The 19,296-nt window shown below is 66.6% G+C and carries 26 protein-coding genes and 1 pseudogene; 23 read left to right on the forward strand and 4 right to left on the reverse strand.

All coding sequences use genetic code 11. The annotated features are described in order from the left end of the window. The first annotated feature begins 4 nt into the window (after positions 1-4). The 20 genes and pseudogenes from AC2D10_RS00340 to AC2D10_RS00435 all read left to right on the forward strand — a co-directional run bounded on the left by AC2D10_RS00340 (position 5) and on the right by AC2D10_RS00435 (position 15,662). Positions 5-385 (forward strand): hypothetical protein, encoded by a 381-nt coding sequence (locus AC2D10_RS00340; RefSeq protein WP_484709784.1) that lies wholly within the window; start codon positions 5-7, stop codon positions 383-385. After that, complete coding sequence (locus tag AC2D10_RS00345; protein ID WP_484709785.1) at positions 382-711, forward strand: hypothetical protein; 330 nt, start codon at positions 382-384, stop codon at positions 709-711. The genes AC2D10_RS00340 and AC2D10_RS00345 overlap by 4 nt, the downstream gene beginning before the upstream one ends. Before the next feature lie 8 nt (positions 712-719). Next, on the forward strand, positions 720-1,040 hold the full coding sequence (locus tag AC2D10_RS00350; protein WP_484709787.1) for an HK97 gp10 family phage protein: 321 nt from the start codon (positions 720-722) through the stop codon (positions 1,038-1,040). Beyond that, positions 1,033-1,449: a phage tail terminator protein gene (locus tag AC2D10_RS00355; protein WP_484709788.1), complete on the forward strand. Its 417-nt coding sequence runs from the start codon at positions 1,033-1,035 to the stop codon at positions 1,447-1,449. Before AC2D10_RS00350 ends, AC2D10_RS00355 begins: the two co-directional genes overlap by 8 nt. Further along, positions 1,446-1,784: pseudogene (locus AC2D10_RS00360) on the forward strand (phage tail tube protein); the annotation flags it as partial. The gene AC2D10_RS00355 and the pseudogene AC2D10_RS00360, both read left to right, overlap by 4 nt. Positions 1,785-1,879: 95 nt before the next feature. Beyond that, the gene (locus AC2D10_RS00365; RefSeq protein ID WP_484709791.1) at positions 1,880-2,206 is read left to right on the forward strand and encodes an IPT/TIG domain-containing protein; all 327 of its coding nucleotides are present in this window, start codon (positions 1,880-1,882) and stop codon (positions 2,204-2,206) included. A 72-nt stretch (positions 2,207-2,278) separates the two neighbouring features. Next, positions 2,279-2,701, forward strand: coding sequence for a DUF7426 family protein (locus AC2D10_RS00370; protein ID WP_484709792.1), 423 nt, complete (start codon positions 2,279-2,281; stop codon positions 2,699-2,701). Next, positions 2,701-3,045, forward strand: coding sequence for a hypothetical protein (locus tag AC2D10_RS00375; RefSeq protein WP_484709794.1), 345 nt, complete (start codon positions 2,701-2,703; stop codon positions 3,043-3,045). Before AC2D10_RS00370 ends, AC2D10_RS00375 begins: the two co-directional genes overlap by 1 nt. After that, positions 3,020-5,905: a phage tail tape measure protein gene (locus AC2D10_RS00380; protein ID WP_484709796.1), complete on the forward strand. Its 2,886-nt coding sequence runs from the start codon at positions 3,020-3,022 to the stop codon at positions 5,903-5,905. The genes AC2D10_RS00375 and AC2D10_RS00380 overlap by 26 nt, the downstream gene beginning before the upstream one ends. After that, positions 5,902-6,693, forward strand: coding sequence for a single stranded DNA-binding domain-containing protein (locus AC2D10_RS00385; RefSeq protein WP_484709798.1), 792 nt, complete (start codon positions 5,902-5,904; stop codon positions 6,691-6,693). The genes AC2D10_RS00380 and AC2D10_RS00385 overlap by 4 nt, the downstream gene beginning before the upstream one ends. 19 nt (positions 6,694-6,712) lie before the next feature. Continuing rightward, the gene (locus AC2D10_RS00390) at positions 6,713-10,882 is read left to right on the forward strand and encodes a fibronectin type III domain-containing protein (RefSeq protein WP_484709801.1); all 4,170 of its coding nucleotides are present in this window, start codon (positions 6,713-6,715) and stop codon (positions 10,880-10,882) included. Between the two features lie 55 nt (positions 10,883-10,937). Next, positions 10,938-11,138 (forward strand): hypothetical protein, encoded by a 201-nt coding sequence (locus tag AC2D10_RS00395; RefSeq protein WP_484709803.1) that lies wholly within the window; start codon positions 10,938-10,940, stop codon positions 11,136-11,138. 65 nt (positions 11,139-11,203) lie between these two features. Next, complete coding sequence (locus AC2D10_RS00400) at positions 11,204-12,724, forward strand: DUF859 family phage minor structural protein (protein WP_484709805.1); 1,521 nt, start codon at positions 11,204-11,206, stop codon at positions 12,722-12,724. Between the two features lie 104 nt (positions 12,725-12,828). Further along, positions 12,829-13,065: a hypothetical protein gene (locus AC2D10_RS00405; protein WP_484709807.1), complete on the forward strand. Its 237-nt coding sequence runs from the start codon at positions 12,829-12,831 to the stop codon at positions 13,063-13,065. Between the two features lie 8 nt (positions 13,066-13,073). Beyond that, positions 13,074-13,322, forward strand: a complete 249-nt coding sequence (locus AC2D10_RS00410; protein ID WP_484709809.1) for a hypothetical protein — start codon at positions 13,074-13,076, stop codon at positions 13,320-13,322. Beyond that, a complete protein-coding gene (locus tag AC2D10_RS00415; RefSeq protein WP_484709811.1) occupies positions 13,319-13,471 on the forward strand; it encodes a hypothetical protein in 153 nt (50 codons plus the stop codon). Before AC2D10_RS00410 ends, AC2D10_RS00415 begins: the two co-directional genes overlap by 4 nt. Continuing rightward, the gene (locus tag AC2D10_RS00420) at positions 13,471-14,301 is read left to right on the forward strand and encodes a M15 family metallopeptidase domain-containing protein (RefSeq protein WP_484709813.1); all 831 of its coding nucleotides are present in this window, start codon (positions 13,471-13,473) and stop codon (positions 14,299-14,301) included. Before AC2D10_RS00415 ends, AC2D10_RS00420 begins: the two co-directional genes overlap by 1 nt. After that, on the forward strand, positions 14,301-14,807 hold the full coding sequence (locus AC2D10_RS00425) for a hypothetical protein (RefSeq protein ID WP_484709814.1): 507 nt from the start codon (positions 14,301-14,303) through the stop codon (positions 14,805-14,807). Before AC2D10_RS00420 ends, AC2D10_RS00425 begins: the two co-directional genes overlap by 1 nt. Next, on the forward strand, positions 14,794-15,192 hold the full coding sequence (locus AC2D10_RS00430) for a hypothetical protein (RefSeq protein WP_484709815.1): 399 nt from the start codon (positions 14,794-14,796) through the stop codon (positions 15,190-15,192). Before AC2D10_RS00425 ends, AC2D10_RS00430 begins: the two co-directional genes overlap by 14 nt. 11 nt (positions 15,193-15,203) lie before the next feature. After that, on the forward strand, positions 15,204-15,662 hold the full coding sequence (locus AC2D10_RS00435) for a hypothetical protein (RefSeq protein ID WP_484709816.1): 459 nt from the start codon (positions 15,204-15,206) through the stop codon (positions 15,660-15,662). Positions 15,663-15,739: 77 nt separating this feature from the next. On the opposite strand, the gene AC2D10_RS00440 is transcribed toward AC2D10_RS00435, so the two are convergent. Further along, entirely contained in the window at positions 15,740-16,210 is a 471-nt protein-coding gene (locus AC2D10_RS00440) for a hypothetical protein (protein WP_484709817.1), read from the reverse strand. 294 nt (positions 16,211-16,504) lie between these two features. On the opposite strand from AC2D10_RS00440, the gene AC2D10_RS00445 reads away from it, so the two are divergent. After that, positions 16,505-16,636 carry a hypothetical protein gene (locus AC2D10_RS00445; protein WP_484709818.1) on the forward strand — a complete coding sequence of 44 codons (132 nt, stop codon included), beginning with the start codon at positions 16,505-16,507 and terminating at the stop codon, positions 16,634-16,636. A gap of 154 nt (positions 16,637-16,790) precedes the next feature. Then, a complete protein-coding gene (locus AC2D10_RS00450; protein WP_484709819.1) occupies positions 16,791-17,069 on the forward strand; it encodes a hypothetical protein in 279 nt (92 codons plus the stop codon). Positions 17,070-17,188: 119 nt separating this feature from the next. Here AC2D10_RS00450 and AC2D10_RS00455 read toward each other — a convergent pair whose 3' ends face one another. From AC2D10_RS00455 to AC2D10_RS00465, 3 genes are all read right to left on the reverse strand, one after another. Further along, complete coding sequence (locus tag AC2D10_RS00455; RefSeq protein ID WP_484709820.1) at positions 17,189-17,461, reverse strand: hypothetical protein; 273 nt, start codon at positions 17,459-17,461, stop codon at positions 17,189-17,191. Positions 17,462-17,550: 89 nt separating this feature from the next. Then, complete coding sequence (locus tag AC2D10_RS00460) at positions 17,551-17,889, reverse strand: DUF7882 family protein (RefSeq protein ID WP_484709821.1); 339 nt, start codon at positions 17,887-17,889, stop codon at positions 17,551-17,553. A 270-nt stretch (positions 17,890-18,159) separates the two neighbouring features. Beyond that, complete coding sequence (locus tag AC2D10_RS00465) at positions 18,160-18,441, reverse strand: hypothetical protein (RefSeq protein WP_484709822.1); 282 nt, start codon at positions 18,439-18,441, stop codon at positions 18,160-18,162. A 317-nt stretch (positions 18,442-18,758) separates the two neighbouring features. On the opposite strand from AC2D10_RS00465, the gene AC2D10_RS00470 reads away from it, so the two are divergent. Next, positions 18,759-19,067 carry a DUF7882 family protein gene (locus AC2D10_RS00470; RefSeq protein ID WP_484709823.1) on the forward strand — a complete coding sequence of 103 codons (309 nt, stop codon included), beginning with the start codon at positions 18,759-18,761 and terminating at the stop codon, positions 19,065-19,067. Positions 19,068-19,296: the final 229 nt, after the last annotated feature.

Raw genomic sequence — 19,296 nt, forward strand, 5'->3', positions numbered from 1 at the left:
GGATATGGCTATCACACCGGAAGATCTGGGTGGCGACGAGGACACCGCACGTCGGGTACTCGTCCAGGCGCGATCCATCGCCCCCTGCCTCGCCTCATTCGTCAAGGACAGTGAGGCGTGGAAGGACGCGCGAGCGATCCTGCGGGGCGTCATCGCAGAACTCCCCGCACCGGGCTCGTCTCGCATGAAGTCGCTCAGCCGTAACGGCACGGCGACGACGCTCGACACGGCGATTCGTTCGGCGTTCGAGGGCGACCCGTCCGCGAACCTGCGATCGCTGTGTGACGCTCAGGCGCTCCCGTTCGGGGACGGGACTCTCCCGGTGGGGAGCTTCCCGAAGGCGCACGCATTCGAGGGCGTTTGGCCAGAGGGGGAGTACACGTGACCTGGCCTGCCTCATTCTTCTTCCCACACGAGGTCCTGATCACGAAGGCCCGCCCCGGTGGCGGGATGGGACCACGGCCAGCGGCGACCGGCGTCACCATCAGCGCCGAGGTCATCGACAAGCGGCAGTTGATCCGCGACGCGAACGGCCGCGAGGTCATCTCGTCGACGAGGGTCACGGTCCCCATCGACACCGACGTGCCGCTCGGCTCTCTGGTCACAGTGTGGCCTGGCCGACCCGACAGCCGAGAGGCGACCGTGCTCGAGGTGAGCCGCGACGAGAACGATCCGCCGCTCCCGTCGCACCTGATCCTCTGGCTGACCTAGGAGGCGACATGGGTGAGTACAAGCCGGTCCTGTCAACGGTCGAGAAGGCCGCGCAGGACGGCATGCGCAAGGCCGCTCGGAAACTCCTCAAGCGCTCGAACGAACTCGCGCCCGTCGATGACGGTGACCTGAAGCGGTCGGGGAAGGTCGTCGTCGACGACCTGAGCGTGACCGTGAAGTACACCGCCCCGCACGCAGTCCTGCAGCACGAGCACCTCGACTGGCAGCACACGGACGGCGGCGGCTCGAAGTTCCTCGAGACGGCGTCCGACGAGATCGACATCGGCGCCGAGGTAGCCGACGCGGTGAGGGAGGCCCTGGGTGGATGACGCGAACCTGACCCTGACGCTCTGCGAGATCCTCGGCGAGCTCGACGGTTTCGAGTGGGACGCGGACCCGGATGCCGTCTACGACTCCGAGTCGATCGGCGTCTGGTACGGCGCGATCGCCGAGGAGCCCGACCGAGGGGTCGGCGTCCGCATCTACGGCACTCCCGACCAGACCTTCGTCCGACGACGTCGCGTGCAGGTCTGGGTGCGCGGCGCGAAGTACGACCGGGCGGGAGCGGATCGCATCGCCGATGCGGTGCACGACCGGCTCGACAAGCTCTCCCGCGAGGGAGGGATCAGCGGTGCGAACCGTGAATCCATGTCGGCGCTCGGTGCTGACGACAACGGCCGCGAGGAGCGGTCGGAGAACTACACCATCACTCTCGATAATGAGGAGGCTCTGCTATGAGTCCTGCACCACTTCCCGCCGGTACGACGCTCGGTCAGAGCTTCGAGTACGGCCTCGACATCAACATCGGAACGGCCGCCGCGCCGGTCTGGCAGAACGTTCGACGCATGTCGGCCTGGCAGCCGGCGTTCCCGAAGGTCACCCAGGACGACAGCACCTACGACGACCGCGGCGCTCCCAGTGAGAACGTCTCCGGTCGCGGCTTCTCGGGTGCGTTCACCGTCCAGGCGAACCGCTCGCTCACCACGGGTCTGTACCTGCCCGAGGTCGAGGCACTCGTCAACGCGTCGCGTCGCAAGGGTGATGCCGCCGTGGTCGACATTCGCTTCTACCACAAGCCCGACTCGGGTACCCGCACCCGACCGACGCCGGCCGCGCGCTGGCGACCGTCGAGATCAGCCGTCAGAACACCGGCAACGCCGAGACTGACGTGTTCTCGGTGTCGCTCGCGGGCAAGGGTGAGTACACGCCGATCGCGAACCCGTGGACCGGTTGGAACGACAACCCCGCGCCGACGGTGGCCGCAGCTACGCCGACCGCTCAGACCGTCGGCAAGCTCGTCACCATCACCGGTGCCGGCTTCCTCGGCGCGACCGATGTGAAGTTCGGTGCTGTGTCGGCCTCGGCATTCACGGTTGTCTCGGCGACCACGATCGTCGCGACGGTCCCCACCGGGTCTGCGGGCAGTGCGCCCGTCACGGTGGTCACGCCGGTCGGCACGTCGGCGCCGGCCCTGCCGTACACGCGCGGCGCGTAGCCGATCCCGCCGGGGCGGTCAGGCATCAAGCCCTGATCGCCCCGGCATCCCCGTATCTAGGAGAGAACAGACATGGCTACAGGATCCAGCTTCGCCGAGTGGGCGATCCCCGACCTCACGATGCCCCTACCCTGCGCAGACGGCGAGGTCCGCGAGTTCGTCGTGCACCCGCCGAGCGTCGAAGACAGCCGGAAGCTCATCGCGTGCGCCGTGCTCGGCGAGGTCGAGATCGGCATCCTGCCCCAGGGAACCCAGATCCCGCCCGAGATCCAGGGCGTGCTCGACACGCTGAAGGACGAGCACCCGTCGCTCGGCACCGCCTATCAGGAGATGGTCGACGCCGGCGTGAACCCGATCACCATCGACCGCATGGCCTACTACTGCGTCTTCTACTGGACCCGCAGCAAGGAGTACGCCGACGCGATCGCGGTGCTGCTCTGGGCACGCGAGCAGGACGACGCCGAGGAGGCGGACACTCCCGCCCCAAAAGCGTAGTGACGGCGGAGGACCTGGCGCCCTACGGCGTCGGCGCTCGCGACGCCGACGGCTGGTACGACGACTACCGGAATGTTCCGGCACACCTTCGCCCGAAGCCCCCGGCTCCGCCGTCGTCCAAACCATCTGACATCGACCGGTCGTGGCTCGCAATCGCGCTCAACTGGCGCATCGTCATCGCTGAGCTCATGGAACGCGGCGTCGATCTCTACGCCCGCGACGTGCTCGCCCGCCCTTGGCCGGGTGTCCGCACGCTCATCTTCTCGCTCATCGACTCGGACACCCGATTGAGAGCGGCACTGCGGAAGGACCCCGAGAATGGCAAAGAAGCTCACGGTCGCTGACCTCGAGGTCCTGTTCACCGCGAACACCGATCAGGTGGAGAAGGCCGACAAGCAGATCGTCGCGATCGGCAAGAAGATCGAGTCGAAGCCGCTGAAGATCGAGGCCGACACCAAGGGCGTGCTCGGCAGCATGGACCGCGTCGAGGGGCGCGCGAAGAAGCTCGTCTCCGAGCGCGCCGTCATCAAGCTCGACGCCGACGTCGACCGGGCCGAGAAGAACCTCGGCCGCGCAGTCGACCGGCTCGAGGACCTGCACGTTCGCGCCGAGGGTGGCATCGATGTCACCGCCGACGTGAAGCGCGCCGAGGCTTCGATCCAGCGATTCGAGCGGCAGCTGGAAGCACTCAAGCGCGCACGGAACGTCGTCGACGTCGAGGTCGAGGTGCAGGAGGAGAAGGCCGAGAACAACCTCAAGGGGTTCCTCTCCCTGTTCAAGCGACGCACCGAGGAAGCCGGCGACGCTGGCGGGCGCTCCCTCAGCCAGGGACTCGACGCGGCGACGCGCGGTGCCGGCGAGAAGGTCGGCGCGGTCGTCGGTGGCGACGTCGAGGACACGCTCGTCGACGCGCTCTCCGCGATCCCGATCGCCGGTGGCATCGTGCTCGCCGGCTACGCGATCGGCAAGGCGGTCACCGGCGCGATCCAGGACGGGCTCGCTGTCGAGAAGAATCAGGACCGACTGCAGGGCCTGACCGGCATCAGCGAGGCCGACGCGATCCGCTTGAGCCGCGCGGCCGGCGAGGCGTACGCGAACAACTACGGCGACTCGATCGAGTCGAACATGGACACTGCACGGCTTGCCCTGCAGTTCCGGATCCTCGACCCCTCGGCGACGACGCGAGACGCGCAGATCGTCGTGCAGGGCCTGGCAGGGATCGCTGACGTCCTCGAGGAGGACGTGCGTCCCACGGCTCAGGCGGTCGCGATTCTGCTCAGCACGGGCCTCGCCAAGAACGCGACGGCGGCATACGACCTCATCGCCGCCGGCGCGCGGAACGGGCTGAACCGGAACGAGGATCTCCTCGACACGCTCACCGAGTACCCGGCGCTGTTCCAGCGTCTCGGTCTCTCTGGTGAGGAAGCGCTCGGCCTGATCAATCAGGGTATGCGCGCGGGTGCCCGTAACTCGGACCTCGCGGCGGATGCGCTGAAGGAGTTCCAGATCCGGGCGACGGACGCCTCCGAACTCTCGAAGACTTCGTTCGAGTCTCTCGGCCTCAACGCCGAGGAGATGACGGCGAAGATCTCGCGCGGCGGGCAGGAGGCCCGTGACGGACTCGACGAGGTGCTCGATAAGCTCCGCGAAACCGAGGACCCGATCCTGCGCAACGCGGCGGCCGTCGGGCTGTTCGGCACGCAGGCGGAGGACCTCGGCGCGGCGCTGTTCGCGATGGACGTCAGCACTGCAGTCGATCAGCTCGGCCAGGTGCAGGGCGCAGCGCAGAAGATGTTCGACACGCTCGCATCCAACGACGCGTCGAAGATCGAGCAGGCGCAGCGGAACATCGAGGTCGCGGCGGACGGCATCAAAGCCGCTCTCGCAGCCGCCTTCGGGGAGCCGCTCGCGAACCTCGCCGATTGGGTATCGCAGAACCGTGGACCACTGACCCAGTTCCTGCTGGATCTCGCGAACGGCGCACTCGACTTCGGGGCCGCGATGGTCGAGAGCGCCGCGAGCGCTACCGAGGCAATCGGCTCGTTCATCGCTGGACCAATGGCCGACCTCGTGGGTTGGCTCGGCGGGATATCGCAGAGTCAGGAGCTCAAGGACCTCGCTGACGACATGCGTGACTTCGACGACACCACGGCAAATGCCGCGTCGACGATGCGCACGGACTGGCTCGGCTCCATCGAGCAGGCTCGTTCCGAGCTCAACAAGTTCGGCGAGCCGATCGTGCAGCTCGGCTACCTAAACGATGCTGCCCTGAAGACTGCAGATGCTGTCTCTCACGTCGGGTTCGCGGCCCAGACGGGTGCGTCGCTGCTCAGTAACTTCACGGTCGCGCAGGATGGTTCTGTCCGCGCGGGCGGCGAACTCAAGGCGCAGCTGGACTCCGCCGCCGAGGCGCTCCTCCGGGAGTACGACGCGGCGATCGCGGCTGGTGAGTCTCAGGAAAACCTGCAGGGTCGCTACTACGCGACTCGGGATGCGCTCATGGCGCAGCTGACCGCGATGGGTCTGTCGACCGAGCAAGCGCAGGCACTCATCGACACGGTGCTGAAGACACCGCCGACCGCGTCGACGACATACACCTCGAACGTCGACGCAGAGACCGGGAAGGTCATCAACTTCGGCAATCGAATCGCGACGATCCCGGACGGGAACGCCGACCTTCGTGTGAACACCGCAGATGCTCAGCGGCGGGTTGACGAGTTCATCCGTGCGAACGCCTCGAAGCGCATCAACATCGCGATGGGTGTCGGCGGCACTGGTGGTATCACCCGTGCTCACGGTGGACCGATCGTCGGCGCGGGAGGTCCGCGCGACGATGTGATCCCAGTATGGGCGTCGAACGGTGAGCACATGCTCCCGGCCGACGAGGTGGATGCACTGGGCGGTCACGGTGGGGTCTACCGGGTGAGGCAGGCGATCCGGAACGGCACGCTGAAGCTCGCGAACGGTGGCCCGGTCGCTGACATGGCGAGTACGTGGTCAGTACCGGACGTGCGTATCGGGTCCGTGTCGTCTCCAGGCGGCACTGCCGGTGGCCTGACGGACCCCCGGGCGCTCGCTCTACTTGAGCGAATCGCGGCTGGCCTGGGTCGACCGAACGTGAGCTTCACCGAAATCAACCCCGTGCACACCGACCCGGTGGCCGAACGGTTCGACCTCGCGAAGCTTACGGAGGCCAGCCTGTGACGTACTCGCTGAATGGTGTCGCGCTGCACAACCCCGCCCGAGGGTGGAACCTGCGCTCGACATCGAATCCGCTCGCGGATCTCGTCAACACTCTGACGTCGGTGTCCCGGCAGGGTCGGCATGGTGTGCTCTCACCGGACCCGGGCCTGATCGGGGCACCGGCGATCATGTTCGTGATCGCCGTGCCGCGCGCTCAGCGTCAGACGGTCGAGGCGTTTGTCCGGAAGGGTGGGGTTCTCACGTCGACGTACGAGGCGGGGGAGACGACGGTCGAGCTCGCCTCGATCTCGACGTCCGGGTCTGGCCCCGCCGACGCGACGGTCGAACTCGCGATCACGTTCCGGGTGCCCGAGGCCGCGTCGCGCGGAACGCTCATCACCGTTGGGCCGCTCGCGCTCAGCACAGCATCCATCGGCGTGACGGGCCTGCTCCCGGGCCTCGGCCTCGAGGTGCAGGACGCGATCGTCAGGGTGAAGGGCGCAGTCTCCGGACTGCAGGTGTCCGACTCGGGCGGCTCGTGGTTCACCTACGCCGATGCCTTGCCGGCGACTAGCTGGCTCCGGTTCGAGTCGGCCACGGGTCGCGCGTTCGTCACGACGACGGACGTCTGGACGGGCGGCGCAGAGGTATCGGGGCGCGTCGACTTCGGCGGGCCTCGCGGCCTGTTCGAGATCTCGCCGGCGTGGTCCTCGGATCCGAACGCGCGTGCGGGCGTACTCACCGTCGCCACCGCTTCACGGGTTGGCGCATCCATCCAGGTACGAGGGCGCGCGGCGTACCTCGTCTGATACAGGAAGGGGGTCGCGAATGTTCGACGTACGCATCCGACTCGCCACCGACTCCGGTCAGCCGAGCCGAGTGATCCCCACGATCACGGCATCGGTCACTGGGTACAGCAGCCCTCAGCTGCGGTTCACGGTGTCGGAGAAGGTCGCCGGCACGCTCGACGCACCGTTCCTCGTGCTCGTGGAGTACAGCATCGGCGGCGCGTACGTGCGCCCGCGCAACGATCTGTTCATCGTCGACGAGGACTCGGCGGACAGCGTTGACGTGAGCGGCGCAACGACCTTCACCGCGCGAAACATGTTCTCGTGGCTCACGACCCGGATGCCGCTCTGGTGGCGTCCCGGTGACCCCGAGCTTCAGCGGAGCTTCACCGACGCGACGCCCGGGTTCGTCCTCGCCGATGTGATCCTCAAGTCGCAGAACATCACCGGCTCGGAGGGCTGGGCGCCGTACGTGACGCTCGGCTTCTCGGCGACTACGGACTCGGAGAATGTCGCATGGGCTGACCGTGTCACCCAGTCGTGGCCGCTGTTCACGACGACCATCTCCCGCGTGCTCGACACTCTGATCACTCAGGGGTACGTCGAGGTGTGGACCGAGGGGTTCGTCGTGAAGGCGGTCGCGGCCGGCACGGGCATGGACCGCTCTGACTCGGTGGTCCTCGGCGGACCGGGCGTCACCAGCGCGCCGTCGAAGCGGGTCTTCGATCCAGCTACCGGCCTCGTCGTTCAGCATGACCAGGGCTGGTCCTACCTGAACAACCCCGGGGCAGACTCGCGCTTCGGAACGCTCGTCAAGGTGATGTCGCAGTCGGGAGCCCCCAATCTCGCGGCCGCCTCGAAGAACGCGCAGCCGGCCCTGGCCGAGTCTCGCGCGATCCAGGAGGAACTCTCCTACGAGTGGACAGTCGCGCCTGGCATGCCGCATCCGTGGGCCGACTTCCGCGTCGGTGATCTTGTCACCGCTCGCACACGCCGCGGAGTGAAGTTGCTCCGCGTCATCGGTTTCGACGTGTCGAAGGACGCGAAGGGCGAGATCACTGCGCGCGCTGTCGTCGGGTCGAAGATCCTCGACCTGCAGGCGAAGGTCGCGAAGCGCACGAGCGCGACGTCGACCGGCACCCTGATCGGGGGTAACGGGTCGACCCCGCCGCCCGTCGTCGGAGCCCCGAGCGCCGCGCCTCTGCCTCCGCAGGGCCTGCACGCCGAGTCGAACGTCGGGTCCTGGCGTGCTGACGGCACCGCCGTCGCTGACGTCGAACTCGAGTGGCTCGCGGTGACCCAGGCCGTCGAGGGATCGTCGGTCGACGTCGAGGTGTACGAGGTGTGGGCGCGACGCGCGAGCGAGTCCCCGTCGCTGGCGTTCCGGACCTCAGCACTGTCGGTCAGCACCGACGCGTGGGTGCCGGGGACAGCGATGTACGTCTCGGTTCGGGCGCGCAGTCGCGCCGGCGTCTGGTCGGAGTTCTCGCCTGAGATCGCGGTCACGCCGCAGACCCCGGGCGTGATCATCCCGAAGGTGCCTACGGGTCTCGCGGTCAGCACCAACACCGGCGCTTTCCAGGCCGACGGATCCGTCCTCTCGACGGTGACGATGTCGTGGACCGCAGTGACCCATTCTCTCGACAACCTCCCGGTGACGATCCAGGACTACGAGGTGAAGGTCGGCCTCGACACGCAGCGCGTGACGGGTGCGACGGCGACGTTCACCATCCCCGGCGGACGCCAGGTCGGCGTGACAGTGCGTGCGCTGACAACGCTCGGCCTCTGGGGCGACCCGTCGCCGGCGGTGACCGTCACCGGCGCGCTCCCGGCTGCGCTCCTCGCGGCCCCGACGAAGCCCGTCCTCACGACGGCGCAGGGGATCGTGTTCGCGGCGTGGGACGGGGCGCTCACGACCGGGCAGACCGGGCCTGGGTTCGGTCACGTCGTCGCCGAGCTTGCTCTCGCGGCGGCCGGTCCGTGGACCCGGGTCGGCTCTCCGATCCCTCGGGGCGGCGGCGGCGTGAACATCAAGGGCGTGACCGGGCAGTCGGTGTGGGTGCGCTTCACGGGCGTCGATACGCTCGGTCGCCCCGGCGCGGTGTCGGCATCCGAGACGATCGTCGTGAAGGCGGTCGGCGTCGGCGACATCGACCAAGCGATCACCGACGCGATCGACAAGGCTCAGAGCGACGCGACGTCGGCTGGCACGACGGCGACAGCGGCGGCTCAGGGCGCAGCGGCCGCACAGTCGACGGCGGATACCGCGAAGTCGACGGCTGATGCCGCACAGACGGCGGCGACTGACGCTCAGGCTCAAGCTGACGCCGCGCTTCGGTCGTCGCCGAACCTCATTCGCACGACACCCGTGTCGGTGAGCGGATGGACCGCTGTCAACGGTGGACTCGAGCGGGTCAACGGTAGCGGCGGGGCGCTGTTCTTCACGGAGATCGACGTCACGCCGGGCCAGGTCATCCGCGGGACCGTGAACTGGCAGTCGGACGATCCCGCAAACACCTTCCTCACCGGCATCACGCGCTACCTGAACGGCGAGTGGACCGTCGACGGGAACGGTGTCTGGATCGGGCCCGTCTACGGCACCACCCAGGGCGATCGGACGATCGACTACACCGTGCCGGCGAACGTCACGAAGCTCCGACTGTCGGCGTACTCGAACAGGGTCGCCGCCGGGACGCGGGTTCGGATCAACTCGCTCTCGTTGCAGAACGTGACCGAGGTCCTCGCCGCTCAGGCCACCGCGAACGCCGCGGCGACAGCGGCGGCGCAGGCGAAGGCGGCAGCCGAGGCGGCAGCGACCGCAGCGGCGAACGCGCAGACAGCGGCCGGCAACGCGCAGACGACAGCCAACCAGGCTCAGACGTCCGCGTCTGGGAAGTCGAAGACCTACGCGTCGACCCTGCCGCCTTCGGGCGCGGGGACGGCGGAGGGCGACACCTGGGAGCAGTGGTCGACGCTGGCGCTCGGCGGGAAGCTCCTCGCTTTCTGGCGCTACACCGGCGCTATCTGGGTGAAGGGCGCGCTCGACGAGACGTACCTGCCTCTGGTCAACATCGGCTCCGGCACGTATGGGCTGATGAAGGGCGACCGCCTCGAGGCGGAAACCGTCACCGCCGACAAGATCCTCGTCACCGACTTCACCGACTACTGGTACGACAAGGAGTTCAAGCTCCCGTATCAGGGGTGGGTCAAGGCGACGCACACGAGCCCGTTCTTCAACAGGGGCATCCGCAAGTCCGGAACCGGCACCCAATCCGGAGCCTACTTCGACAGCTCGGCGATCCGAGTGACCCCCGGAGACCGCTACCGAACGCAGATCACGCTGGTCTCGTGGGCCGGCACCAACAGCACCTCGCAGGTCTCGCTCTACGCCCACAAATGGGTCGAAGGATCGGGGTGGAGCATTCTCGGCCGACTGGCATTCGGCACGGCTCCTCTCGCGAGCACCGAGTTCACGTATGCCGCCGAATTCGTGGTCCCCGCGGACGCGACTCGGGTGAAGTTCGGGCTGTTCACCGAGGCCAACGTTCCGACCACGACTGCGATCCTCGTGACGGATGTCCAGGTTCGTCGCATGACGGCCGGCGAACTGATCGTGGACGGCACGTTGAAGGCTCGCCACATTGACGCCGTCGAGTTCTTCGCGAACTCGGCGGTGATCGAGCAGGCGACGGTGAATATCCTCAAGGCCGGAGTGATCCAGGTCGACATGCTCGCCCCGAACGTCGGGCAGAACCTCGACATCATGGCGAACGGTGCGGTGAACATCATCGTCGGTCGCCAGGACGAGCAGGCGTCAGCGCTTGCCGGTCTGGAAGACGGCGTGGAGGTCGCGCAGGGGACGGCAACAGGCGCGGCTACCGCGGCCGGCACCGCGCAGTCCGCCGCAGACAAGGCGAAGGCCGCAGCGGATGCCGCCGCGGCCAGTGCCTCGGACGTGGGGGAGCGTCTGGACCGCCACCAGACGTACTACCGGTTCGGTTCGACGGGCCTCGCGATCGGCGATCCCAGCGTCGCGGCCGAGCTTCGGCTGGAACCTGACGCGATCCGGATGACGCAGAACAACGTCGTCGTGGCCGAGTGGGTCGGTGGCGTGTTCATCGCGCCAGAGGCTCGGCTTCAGTCCGCGCTGATCGGTAACCACCAGTGGTTGCCGTACGGCGCGGGGCGCACCATCGTGCGCCCAATCTGACACCGCGAGGGGGCGCTCCACACGGAGCACCCCCTCGCTCTCGACAGGAGCACCAATGCGATACGCACTCACCGCCATGAGCGAAGACGGACTCAGCGGCGAAGGCCCGTTCTTCTTCACCGCCGAATCCCCCGAGGCCGCGCGGCAGCAGTACATCGACTGGGCGTACACCCAGCACGGCCCGGCCTACGCCGGCCCCGGACTCCCCACGGCTGGACCGTTCCCCATCATCACCGTCGAGCTGGTCACCGCGTGACCGCCGCCTCCTGCATCACCACCCCAGCCCCGCCCCGCGCGGGGCTCCGACGTTAAGGAGGCGCTGTGGCATCCGCCAACTTCCCGAACCGCCCGTTCCGCCTCGAAGAGAGCGTCTGGCTTCTCCGACAGGACGTGCCGGGGAACTACTCGGTGCTCCGATGCCAGCTCTGGATCAAGAAGAACTCGTACTCGCCGACGTTCTCGAGCGGCGCGTCCAACTACACGTTCCACATCAACGGCTCCCAGGTCGCGGCCGGGAACTTCACCTTCGACTTCCGCAACAGTGACCAGCTCCTGCTCACGCAGGTCGACGTCACCGTGCCGCACAACTCCGACGGCACCAAGCCGTCAGTCGCCGTCGCGGGCTACTGCAACGCCGACGTGCTCGGCTACACACAGGTGCAGAACGCGACGGGGCTCCCGACCATCGGCCGGGCTTCGACCGGATCGTTCGCCGGCGGGTCGACCTTCGACTGTGGCGCGCCCGTCACGATCAACATCAGCCGCGCTTCCGCAGCTTTCACCCACGACCTCTACTGGTACTTCGGCACCCAGGGGCCGATCGCTATCGCGGGAAGCGTCGGGACGTCGACCACGTGGACGCCGCCGATGTCGATGCTCGCGCAGATCCCCACGTCGGCGATCGGCAACGGCCTCGTGCGCGTGTTCACGCGCAGCGGCGACACGATCATCGGCGCGACGGACATCCCGTTCAACCTCCGCGCCCCGGCGTCCGTGGTCCCGACCGTCACAACGCTCACCGCGGCCGACACGAACCCGGATGTCGCATCCATCGTTGGACGCTACGTCCAGGGGCTCTCGCGCGTGCGCCTCACCGTCGCCGGCGCAGGTATCTATGGGTCCACGATCGCCTCAGCGTCCGCCACCTTGGGCAGCACCACCGTCGCATCCGGCGGTGACATCGCCGTAACGCAGTCGGGGACGCTCACCGTCACCGGCAAGGTCACCGACTCTCGCGGCCGCGTCGGTTCCACCACGGGCACCATCGTCTCCCTGCCGTACTCTCCGCCGCTCCCCACCGCCTACCAGGCGCGGCGCTGCTCGAGCATCGGCGCCATCCAAGACGACGGCGCATACCTCCGAGTAGACCTGACCGCGGCGATCGCTAGCCTCATCAACGGCACGCAGCGGAACGCCCTCACCATTCGAGCGTTCACCCGCCCGCGCGGGACCGGCGCATGGACGCCGCGCAACGTCATCGCACCTGGCGGACTCACCTACGCATCGTGGTTCCTGGTGTCCGGAGGCGGGATCTTCTCGACCACCGGGTCGTGGGACGTGCGCGTGCAGATCTCCGACAAACTCGCCTCCTACATCGCCGACACGACCGTGTCCACCATCCAGGTCGCGCTCGACCTGAACGGCCAGAACGTGGGCGTCGGCAAGATCCACGAGCAGGGCACGCTCGACGTCGGCGGCGACATCTACCAGTCGGGGCAGCTCGTCATCGACAGGTCCGACGTCGCGACTGTCGGCATCGCAGGCATCGTGGAACTCGCGACAGCCGCCGAGACGATCGCCGGCACGGGCACGGTGCGCGCGCGGTCACTCCGGATGGTCTGAGACAGGCGATCGGCTACGGCGATACGCCCTGGCAACAGCTCGTCCTCACAAGCGGGTGGAGCGGCTACGCGGGCGAGACAGCGTATTGGCGGGTGTTCCGCGGGGTGATCTATCTCACCGGGCGAATCACCGGAACGACGGCGGCTGGCACGGTCATCGCCACCCTCCCGACGAACGCGCGACCGAACCCCTCGCTCCCATCCGCAGTGTTCAACACCCACTCGGACAACGGGACGACCGTCATGCTCCTCGGCTCGAACGGTGAGCTCGTCATCGCGTCCCGCCCCGGGCTGATCCGACAAGGCGTCTCCCTCGCTGGCATCACCTTCCCCATCGTCTAGGAGGACGCGTGATCTTCTCACCCACGAAAGATGCGGCGATCGCCGCCGAGCTACGCGCACTGTGCGAGACCGGCGGCATCCCCGCGCTGTTCATGCTCCACAACGGCGAACCGGTGCACATCGGCCTCGTCGAAGACGCCCTCGCGATCATCTCGCCGAGCCGCGTCACCTTCGATGCCGCCGCCGGCGTACGCATCGAACCCGACCCCGCGCTCGAGCCTCAACCCGAGCCAGACCCCGAAGGGATCTCACCATGACGCTCGACGGCATTCCAAACCCCGATGAACTCCGCTCCGTGCTCGCCGAGCCAGGCGGAAGCGACATCGCGCTCATCGAGATCGACGGACACGAGCCGTTCTACGTCGGACTCGACGATGACGGCGAGCTCGTGAAGGTGGACCGCTGATGGCCTACTCACCGCGCTCCCGCGTCGAACTCGGCGGCGGCCGTGGGTGGCTCACCGCCGAAGCTGCAGCGTCCATCTTCCGCATCGACCGAGCGATCGGGCACCGGCTTCAGATCACAGAAGCCGGCCGATCGTTCTTCCAGCAGGAGGAGCACTGGCTTCGGTACCTCCGCAACGGCTCGCCGATCGCGCTGAACCCGAACACGCCGAGCGTGCACCAGATAGGCGACGCGATCGACTCCGACGAGGCGCAGCGCTTCGTCGACCTCATGGCCGAGCACGGCTGGGTCCGCACCGTCTATCGCTGGGTGAACGGGAAGTGGACGCTCGTCGAGCGCTGGCACTTCGAGTACTTCATCGCGAAGGACAAGCACCGTTACGACCCCGCTCCCGCAGGGGGCACGACCACCGCAACACCGATCCCGATCCTCGAGGAGGACACCGAAATGCAGACTATTCAGTGGGGCGTACACGTCTTCACCATCGGCCCGAGCTATCTCAAGCACGAGACGAACGGCGCCCAGGCGAATGTCATGGGCTGGCTGTTCAACCGCAACGACCGCATGTCGAAAGGCAGCATGCTCATCGGCGTCGACAACGACGCACTCAACGGTCTTCAGAAGTCGCTCTCGATCCCGTGGTACGCGTTCGATCTGGTCATGTCTGGTCGCGGCTTCAACATCGAGGGCACCCGCGGCAACGGTCAGGGCGAGGAAGGCCGCGTCTGGTCCCTTCAGCATGAGATCCTCGCGGCCGTGCGCGGCCTCGATGCCGATCACGACGGCCTCGCGAAGTCCCTCGACGAACTCCTCGCGAAGCTCGACGGCTGATGCGCGCGCTGTGGGGGGCGTCGGTGTGGGGGCGAGGTGTCATCGCTCCTGAGGATTGGGAGAACCGGTGGGACCTCCGCATCTGGCTCCCGCTGTGGGACCTGATCCTCATCGGCGGCGGCATCTGGGCGACGGCGTTCGGGTCGCCGATCCTGCACCGCCTGTTCCCGGACTCAGTGATCGACGCAGCAGGAATCGCCCTCGCTCTCGCGGCGACGGTGTGCTGGATGGGCGTGACGTTCCCGGTCCTCTGGCTTGCCGAGTTCCTCGGGAAGATCACCGTCATGTTCCTGCTCGGCGCATACGCCGCGTGCGTCGTGTTCTTCCGCGCCGATCCCGCCGACATGCAGTCCGGGTTCGTCGTGTTCGTCCTGTGCGCGGCGATCGTCCCCGCGCCGTCACGGCTGTCGAAGATCGGCGAGCAGTGGCGGAAGCGACGCGAACTCAAGCGCGATGCGGAGGCGGCTCTCGCAGCACGGACAGGGGCGATCAATGGACTTCTCTAACCCAGGGATCGTCGTCGCGCTGATCGGTGGGATCGTCGCCGTCATCGGAACTCTCGCCGGCCTCGTCGGCGCGATGACAAAGACGGGCGCCGACCGGCGCACGGCGCAGGAGATCCGCCTCGATGCGCGCATGGACGCGGCCCTCGCCGCACAGGACCGGCGCATCGCCGAGCAGGACGCTCGGATCGCCGAGCAGGACAAGACGATCCTGAGCCTGAAGCAGGTGCTCGATCGCAAGCTCGCGACGTTCGGCCGCATCATCCGGCAGATCCGCGACCAGTGGACCGGCGACCCGCACGGCCCCAACATCGACCCGGCAGACATCGCCGAGCTCGAAGAAGTGTTCCCGCCGGAGTGGATTCGGCGCGGGCAGACAACGCTCTGAGGAGGGCAATCATGAAGTACGCTATCGAGGCTCCGCACCGCGCGGTGACCTTCCTGTTCCGAGCACTCCTGGTGCTCATGCTCGCGGCCGTCCTGACGGTCGCGTTCTCGCCGACTGCGGCACTCGCAGCGGACGGCTCGACGGCGATCGTCGTTGACGTGTCCTGGCCGCTGGTCATCGGCCTCCTGGTGTCCACGATTCTCCCGCTCATCGTCGGCCTGGTGACGAAGTACTCGACTCGAGCCGGCATCCGCGCCGTGCTCCTCGCGGGACTCTCCGCGCTGACGGGTCTGCTCACCGAGCTCGGGAACGCACTGACGTCGGGCACGACCTACAACCTCGGGACCGGCCTGGTCCTGGCGCTGACGGCGTTCCTCGTCGCCGTCGGGTTCCACTTCGGACTCCTGAAGCCGACGGGTGCCGCAGATGCCGCGATCGCCGTGGGCTCCGATCGTGCGGTCGGGCGATAAAGAACCGCGTCGACTGAGCCGAGACACAAGGAGACCCCCACCTAGCCTCCGGGCTGGGTGGGGGTCCTTTGCGTTTCTCAGAGGTACGGCTCGCACTGATTGATGAGCTCGAGCCCCGATGCCTTATAGTCGGCGAAGTCAATCGACGAGTTCGCGTTGTTGGTCATAGCGTCGAGCAGCTGCTGAAGCACATCGGTCTGAGCCTCGATGTACGGCTTCACCGCCTCGTCCGAGTTCTTCGCCGCGGTATCGAGCGAGTTGATCGTACTCGCGATCTCGTCCTCGGAGACGGTGGTGAGATCCGGCGTCTCCACGAACCGAGAGACGATATCCGTCGCGCGGGCAATGGGGCCGTCGACGTTGCTACCAAACAGGAGCCCGCATGTCGTCGCGAGCGACACCGCCGGGAGTGCCTCAGCGCTTTCCGTCGGTGTCGAGGTGGGGACAGACGAAGCGCTGGACTCGGGCGCCGGCTCCTGGGCGGTGCAGCCGACGAGGAAAATGGCGGCAGCCAGGAATGCCCCGGTGCCGGCGATCGCGCGCTTCATTTCAAAAGGTCCTCTTGCATGTGTGAGTGGTCCCCAGAATCTAGCGCAAAGCGGGTGCAACTGGCGTGCTGTGAGGGCTAACAGGCGAACCGAGGTGGCGGTCTGCGTTTCCGCAGAGATTACACCGGCACCTCTCGCCTGTCGCCACCCCTACGGAAGAGAGAGACGCGGCATACGGTTGGCCCTCAAGGTACTTCAGAAGGAGATCACATGCCCGCGTCACCTTACATTTCTAATGATGCACCGATCAGCACGGCGTTGGTGCAGAAGCTTCAGCGAATCCACTCCGAGATCGTGGCTTCGCCCGCCGTAGACGCAGTGGCGGTGCGTGACGCCGCGGTCTGGGACTTCTTCGCCGACATGATCGTGGCGATCCGCCAACTCGAGACAGGCTCCGTCGTCGATGAGGAGCTCACCCCGGACTGAGCTCCTGAGGGTGCAGCTCGCTACATAGTTCTGTGTATGACTCCTGCTGCTCGGTCACTTAAGCAATGGGGTTACCAAGATCGGGCTCCACTGGTTGTGTCAGACAAGAGAGGGCGCATCTGCGCCCGTGCATTTCACCACAGCAAGGAACTACATGACCAACTCCACCCCGAACGCTCGCGTTTCCCGCCTCACGACCGAGACGAAGGCAGCGTTCAAGACCACCGAGTTCATCGCCTACGTCGTCATTCTCATCGGGATGTTCATCGCATCCGCGGTTGTCGACAGCAACGAGGATGGCCAGGGATTCGGCGCCGAGCAGGTCTGGCTCTACGCCACGCTGCTCACCATCGGGTACATGATCAGCCGCGGTCTCGCCAAGTCCGGCAGCCGCGAGCGGTACGACAGCGACCGCCGCAACGACCACAACTGAACCCATCGAAGTCCCGCGCTTGCCGGGCTTCGGGCGGAGAAAGACCCCCATCTGGCCCCGGCCGGTGGGGGTTTTCGCTGCTCTCGGCGGCCGAGGTCGCAGGGGAACGGGATGTATGACTACCAGTAGTCCCAGTCTTCGGGCGAGCCGCTGGGTATGTCTTCCGCGATCGCGACGCCCACGTGGTCGACAGTGAGGACGATCCTTGAGCGTGGGGTGACCAGGATGCTGATCGATTCGTCGTTGTCGCCCAGGTGAATGAAGGCCGCCTGTGATCGCGCGGCCGCTTCTATCTGCTCCATCAACGTAACGAGATCCCGATCAGGGCTTACCCGGAACTCCTGGCCATCGATCGTGATGCGTACTCGTGTTTCGTCTCGCCTCTCGCTCATGCCGCCCGACGCTAGACACGTCGCTCTGCACAGCTGAGGGGGTTGTGCGAGGCCCGGACGTGAGTTACGGCCGTGACCCGTCATGGCGGCTAGGCCAGAGCAGATGATCCTAGTTTCTCTGCGGTGGCGCCTTCGGTGGGCTCGTGGACGAGATAGAGACCCATTGGGGCTCCCGCAGCGTGTGCCAGTGCGTCGACCCACGCGCGGTTGATAGACGGTGCGCGGCTGCCGTGGTACTTGAAGGTGAGTGAGCTGCCGGGGTGCACCCACACTGTCACCCGACCCTGGCCGAGGCTGACGTCCTCACGCCACGAGAAGCCGAAAGGTTCCCCTCGTCGCAGCTTGGCGGTCATCACAAGCTGCAGGTGGGTGAGGGCGCGGTCCTCGATCTCGGTCTTGACGTTGCCTTCGTAGATGAAATACCCCATGCGGGTGTCCTCTGTTCGCCACAGAACCGTTGCTAAGAGGCGTAGCCAGAATGACTGCTTAGTGGTGCTTCTACGCTCCCACAGATTGACCTGGGGTTCTAGGGTGCGTGCGTCACCCGTGTCTTCTGCGTATTGCGCGCCTATCGTCACCAAACTGCGGTTCACGACGTCGAAAGGGAAGCGGCGATCCGGTTAGCGTTGAGACACCGCCGCGCAGGTCCGCCTAGCCCCATGTGTACAGGGCCTGCGTGGCGGCAAACACTGTTCGAGTCAGATGTGATCGAGCCATCCGCCGTATGGCGCGGACTCATCGCCGGTGTCGCGAGCGTCGAAATGCACTGAGGCCACCGAGACGACGACCTGTGTGTGCGGGCTGATCATCACGCTCACGCGGCGGTTGCCCACCACGACGAACTCCACGAACCTGCCGGTCGTGGCCATCGCTGCTTCGATCCGTCGCTTCAGGTCATCGATGTCCTGATCTTGGGCGAGGACCGCAGGAGTGTCGTTGATCTTGATCTCGGTCTGCACCACGGTTCGCATGTCACTCATCCTGGCACGTTAGCCCACACCCGCATCGGGTTTGAAGCCGTTGCGCACTGGCCGCAGAACAGGTAGCGAACTGCGAGCGTTCACAAAGTGGGAAGGGCGGTCCCGCGAGTCTGGGGAACTCAAACGGGACCGCATGCCGGCTTCGCTGGGGACTCCACCGACATAAACCGCTCGGTCTGACTCGGTTTCGAGCAACCTAGCGATATATCGTTCGCGTTGGTTTGGGGCTTGCGCGCGCCACACGGGCCGCGATACGTTCCACCCTCTGCGTTCAGGGTCGTCACGACAGGCGCGTGCGGGCGGCTATGGTCAGCCTTATGGGTTCCATCCAGTACGGTAACGACTTCGTCCACATCAATGACCGCGCACTCGCGCACCTCAAGGTGGCGATCGTGACAAAGCTGCGCCGGAACGAGAGCTTCACCCTCTCCTGGGTGCACCACGACGACGACCCCGAAGGCCGGTCCACGATCTGGCTACACCCAGCGCTGCCTCTCCGTTTCATCTTCGACAACGTCGAAGGCCCGGAGATCAACATGAAATGGATCGAAGGCCTGATGCAATCGGCGAGCTCAACCGGAGGCATCCAACTGGTCGACGAAGTCATCGAGACGCCCACCGATTGACGAAGACCCCCTTGCGGTTTCGCGTGACGAGGGTCACGATACAGATGACGTCACCGTTTCGGTAGGCCCTACACGAGTCGACCCGCGGTGTCTAGTGTTCTTAGCTGCGACGGCGGCCACAGCCCTGGGGATGGTCCTGGCTGACCACCGCAACGCGGCCTACCGAGGTGTGAAGGGATATCCCGGTAGGCCGCACCCACTTCTCGCGGTACTTCTGAGCCGCCCACCG

The organism is Microbacterium sp. PI-SA-G (assembly GCF_057215335.1).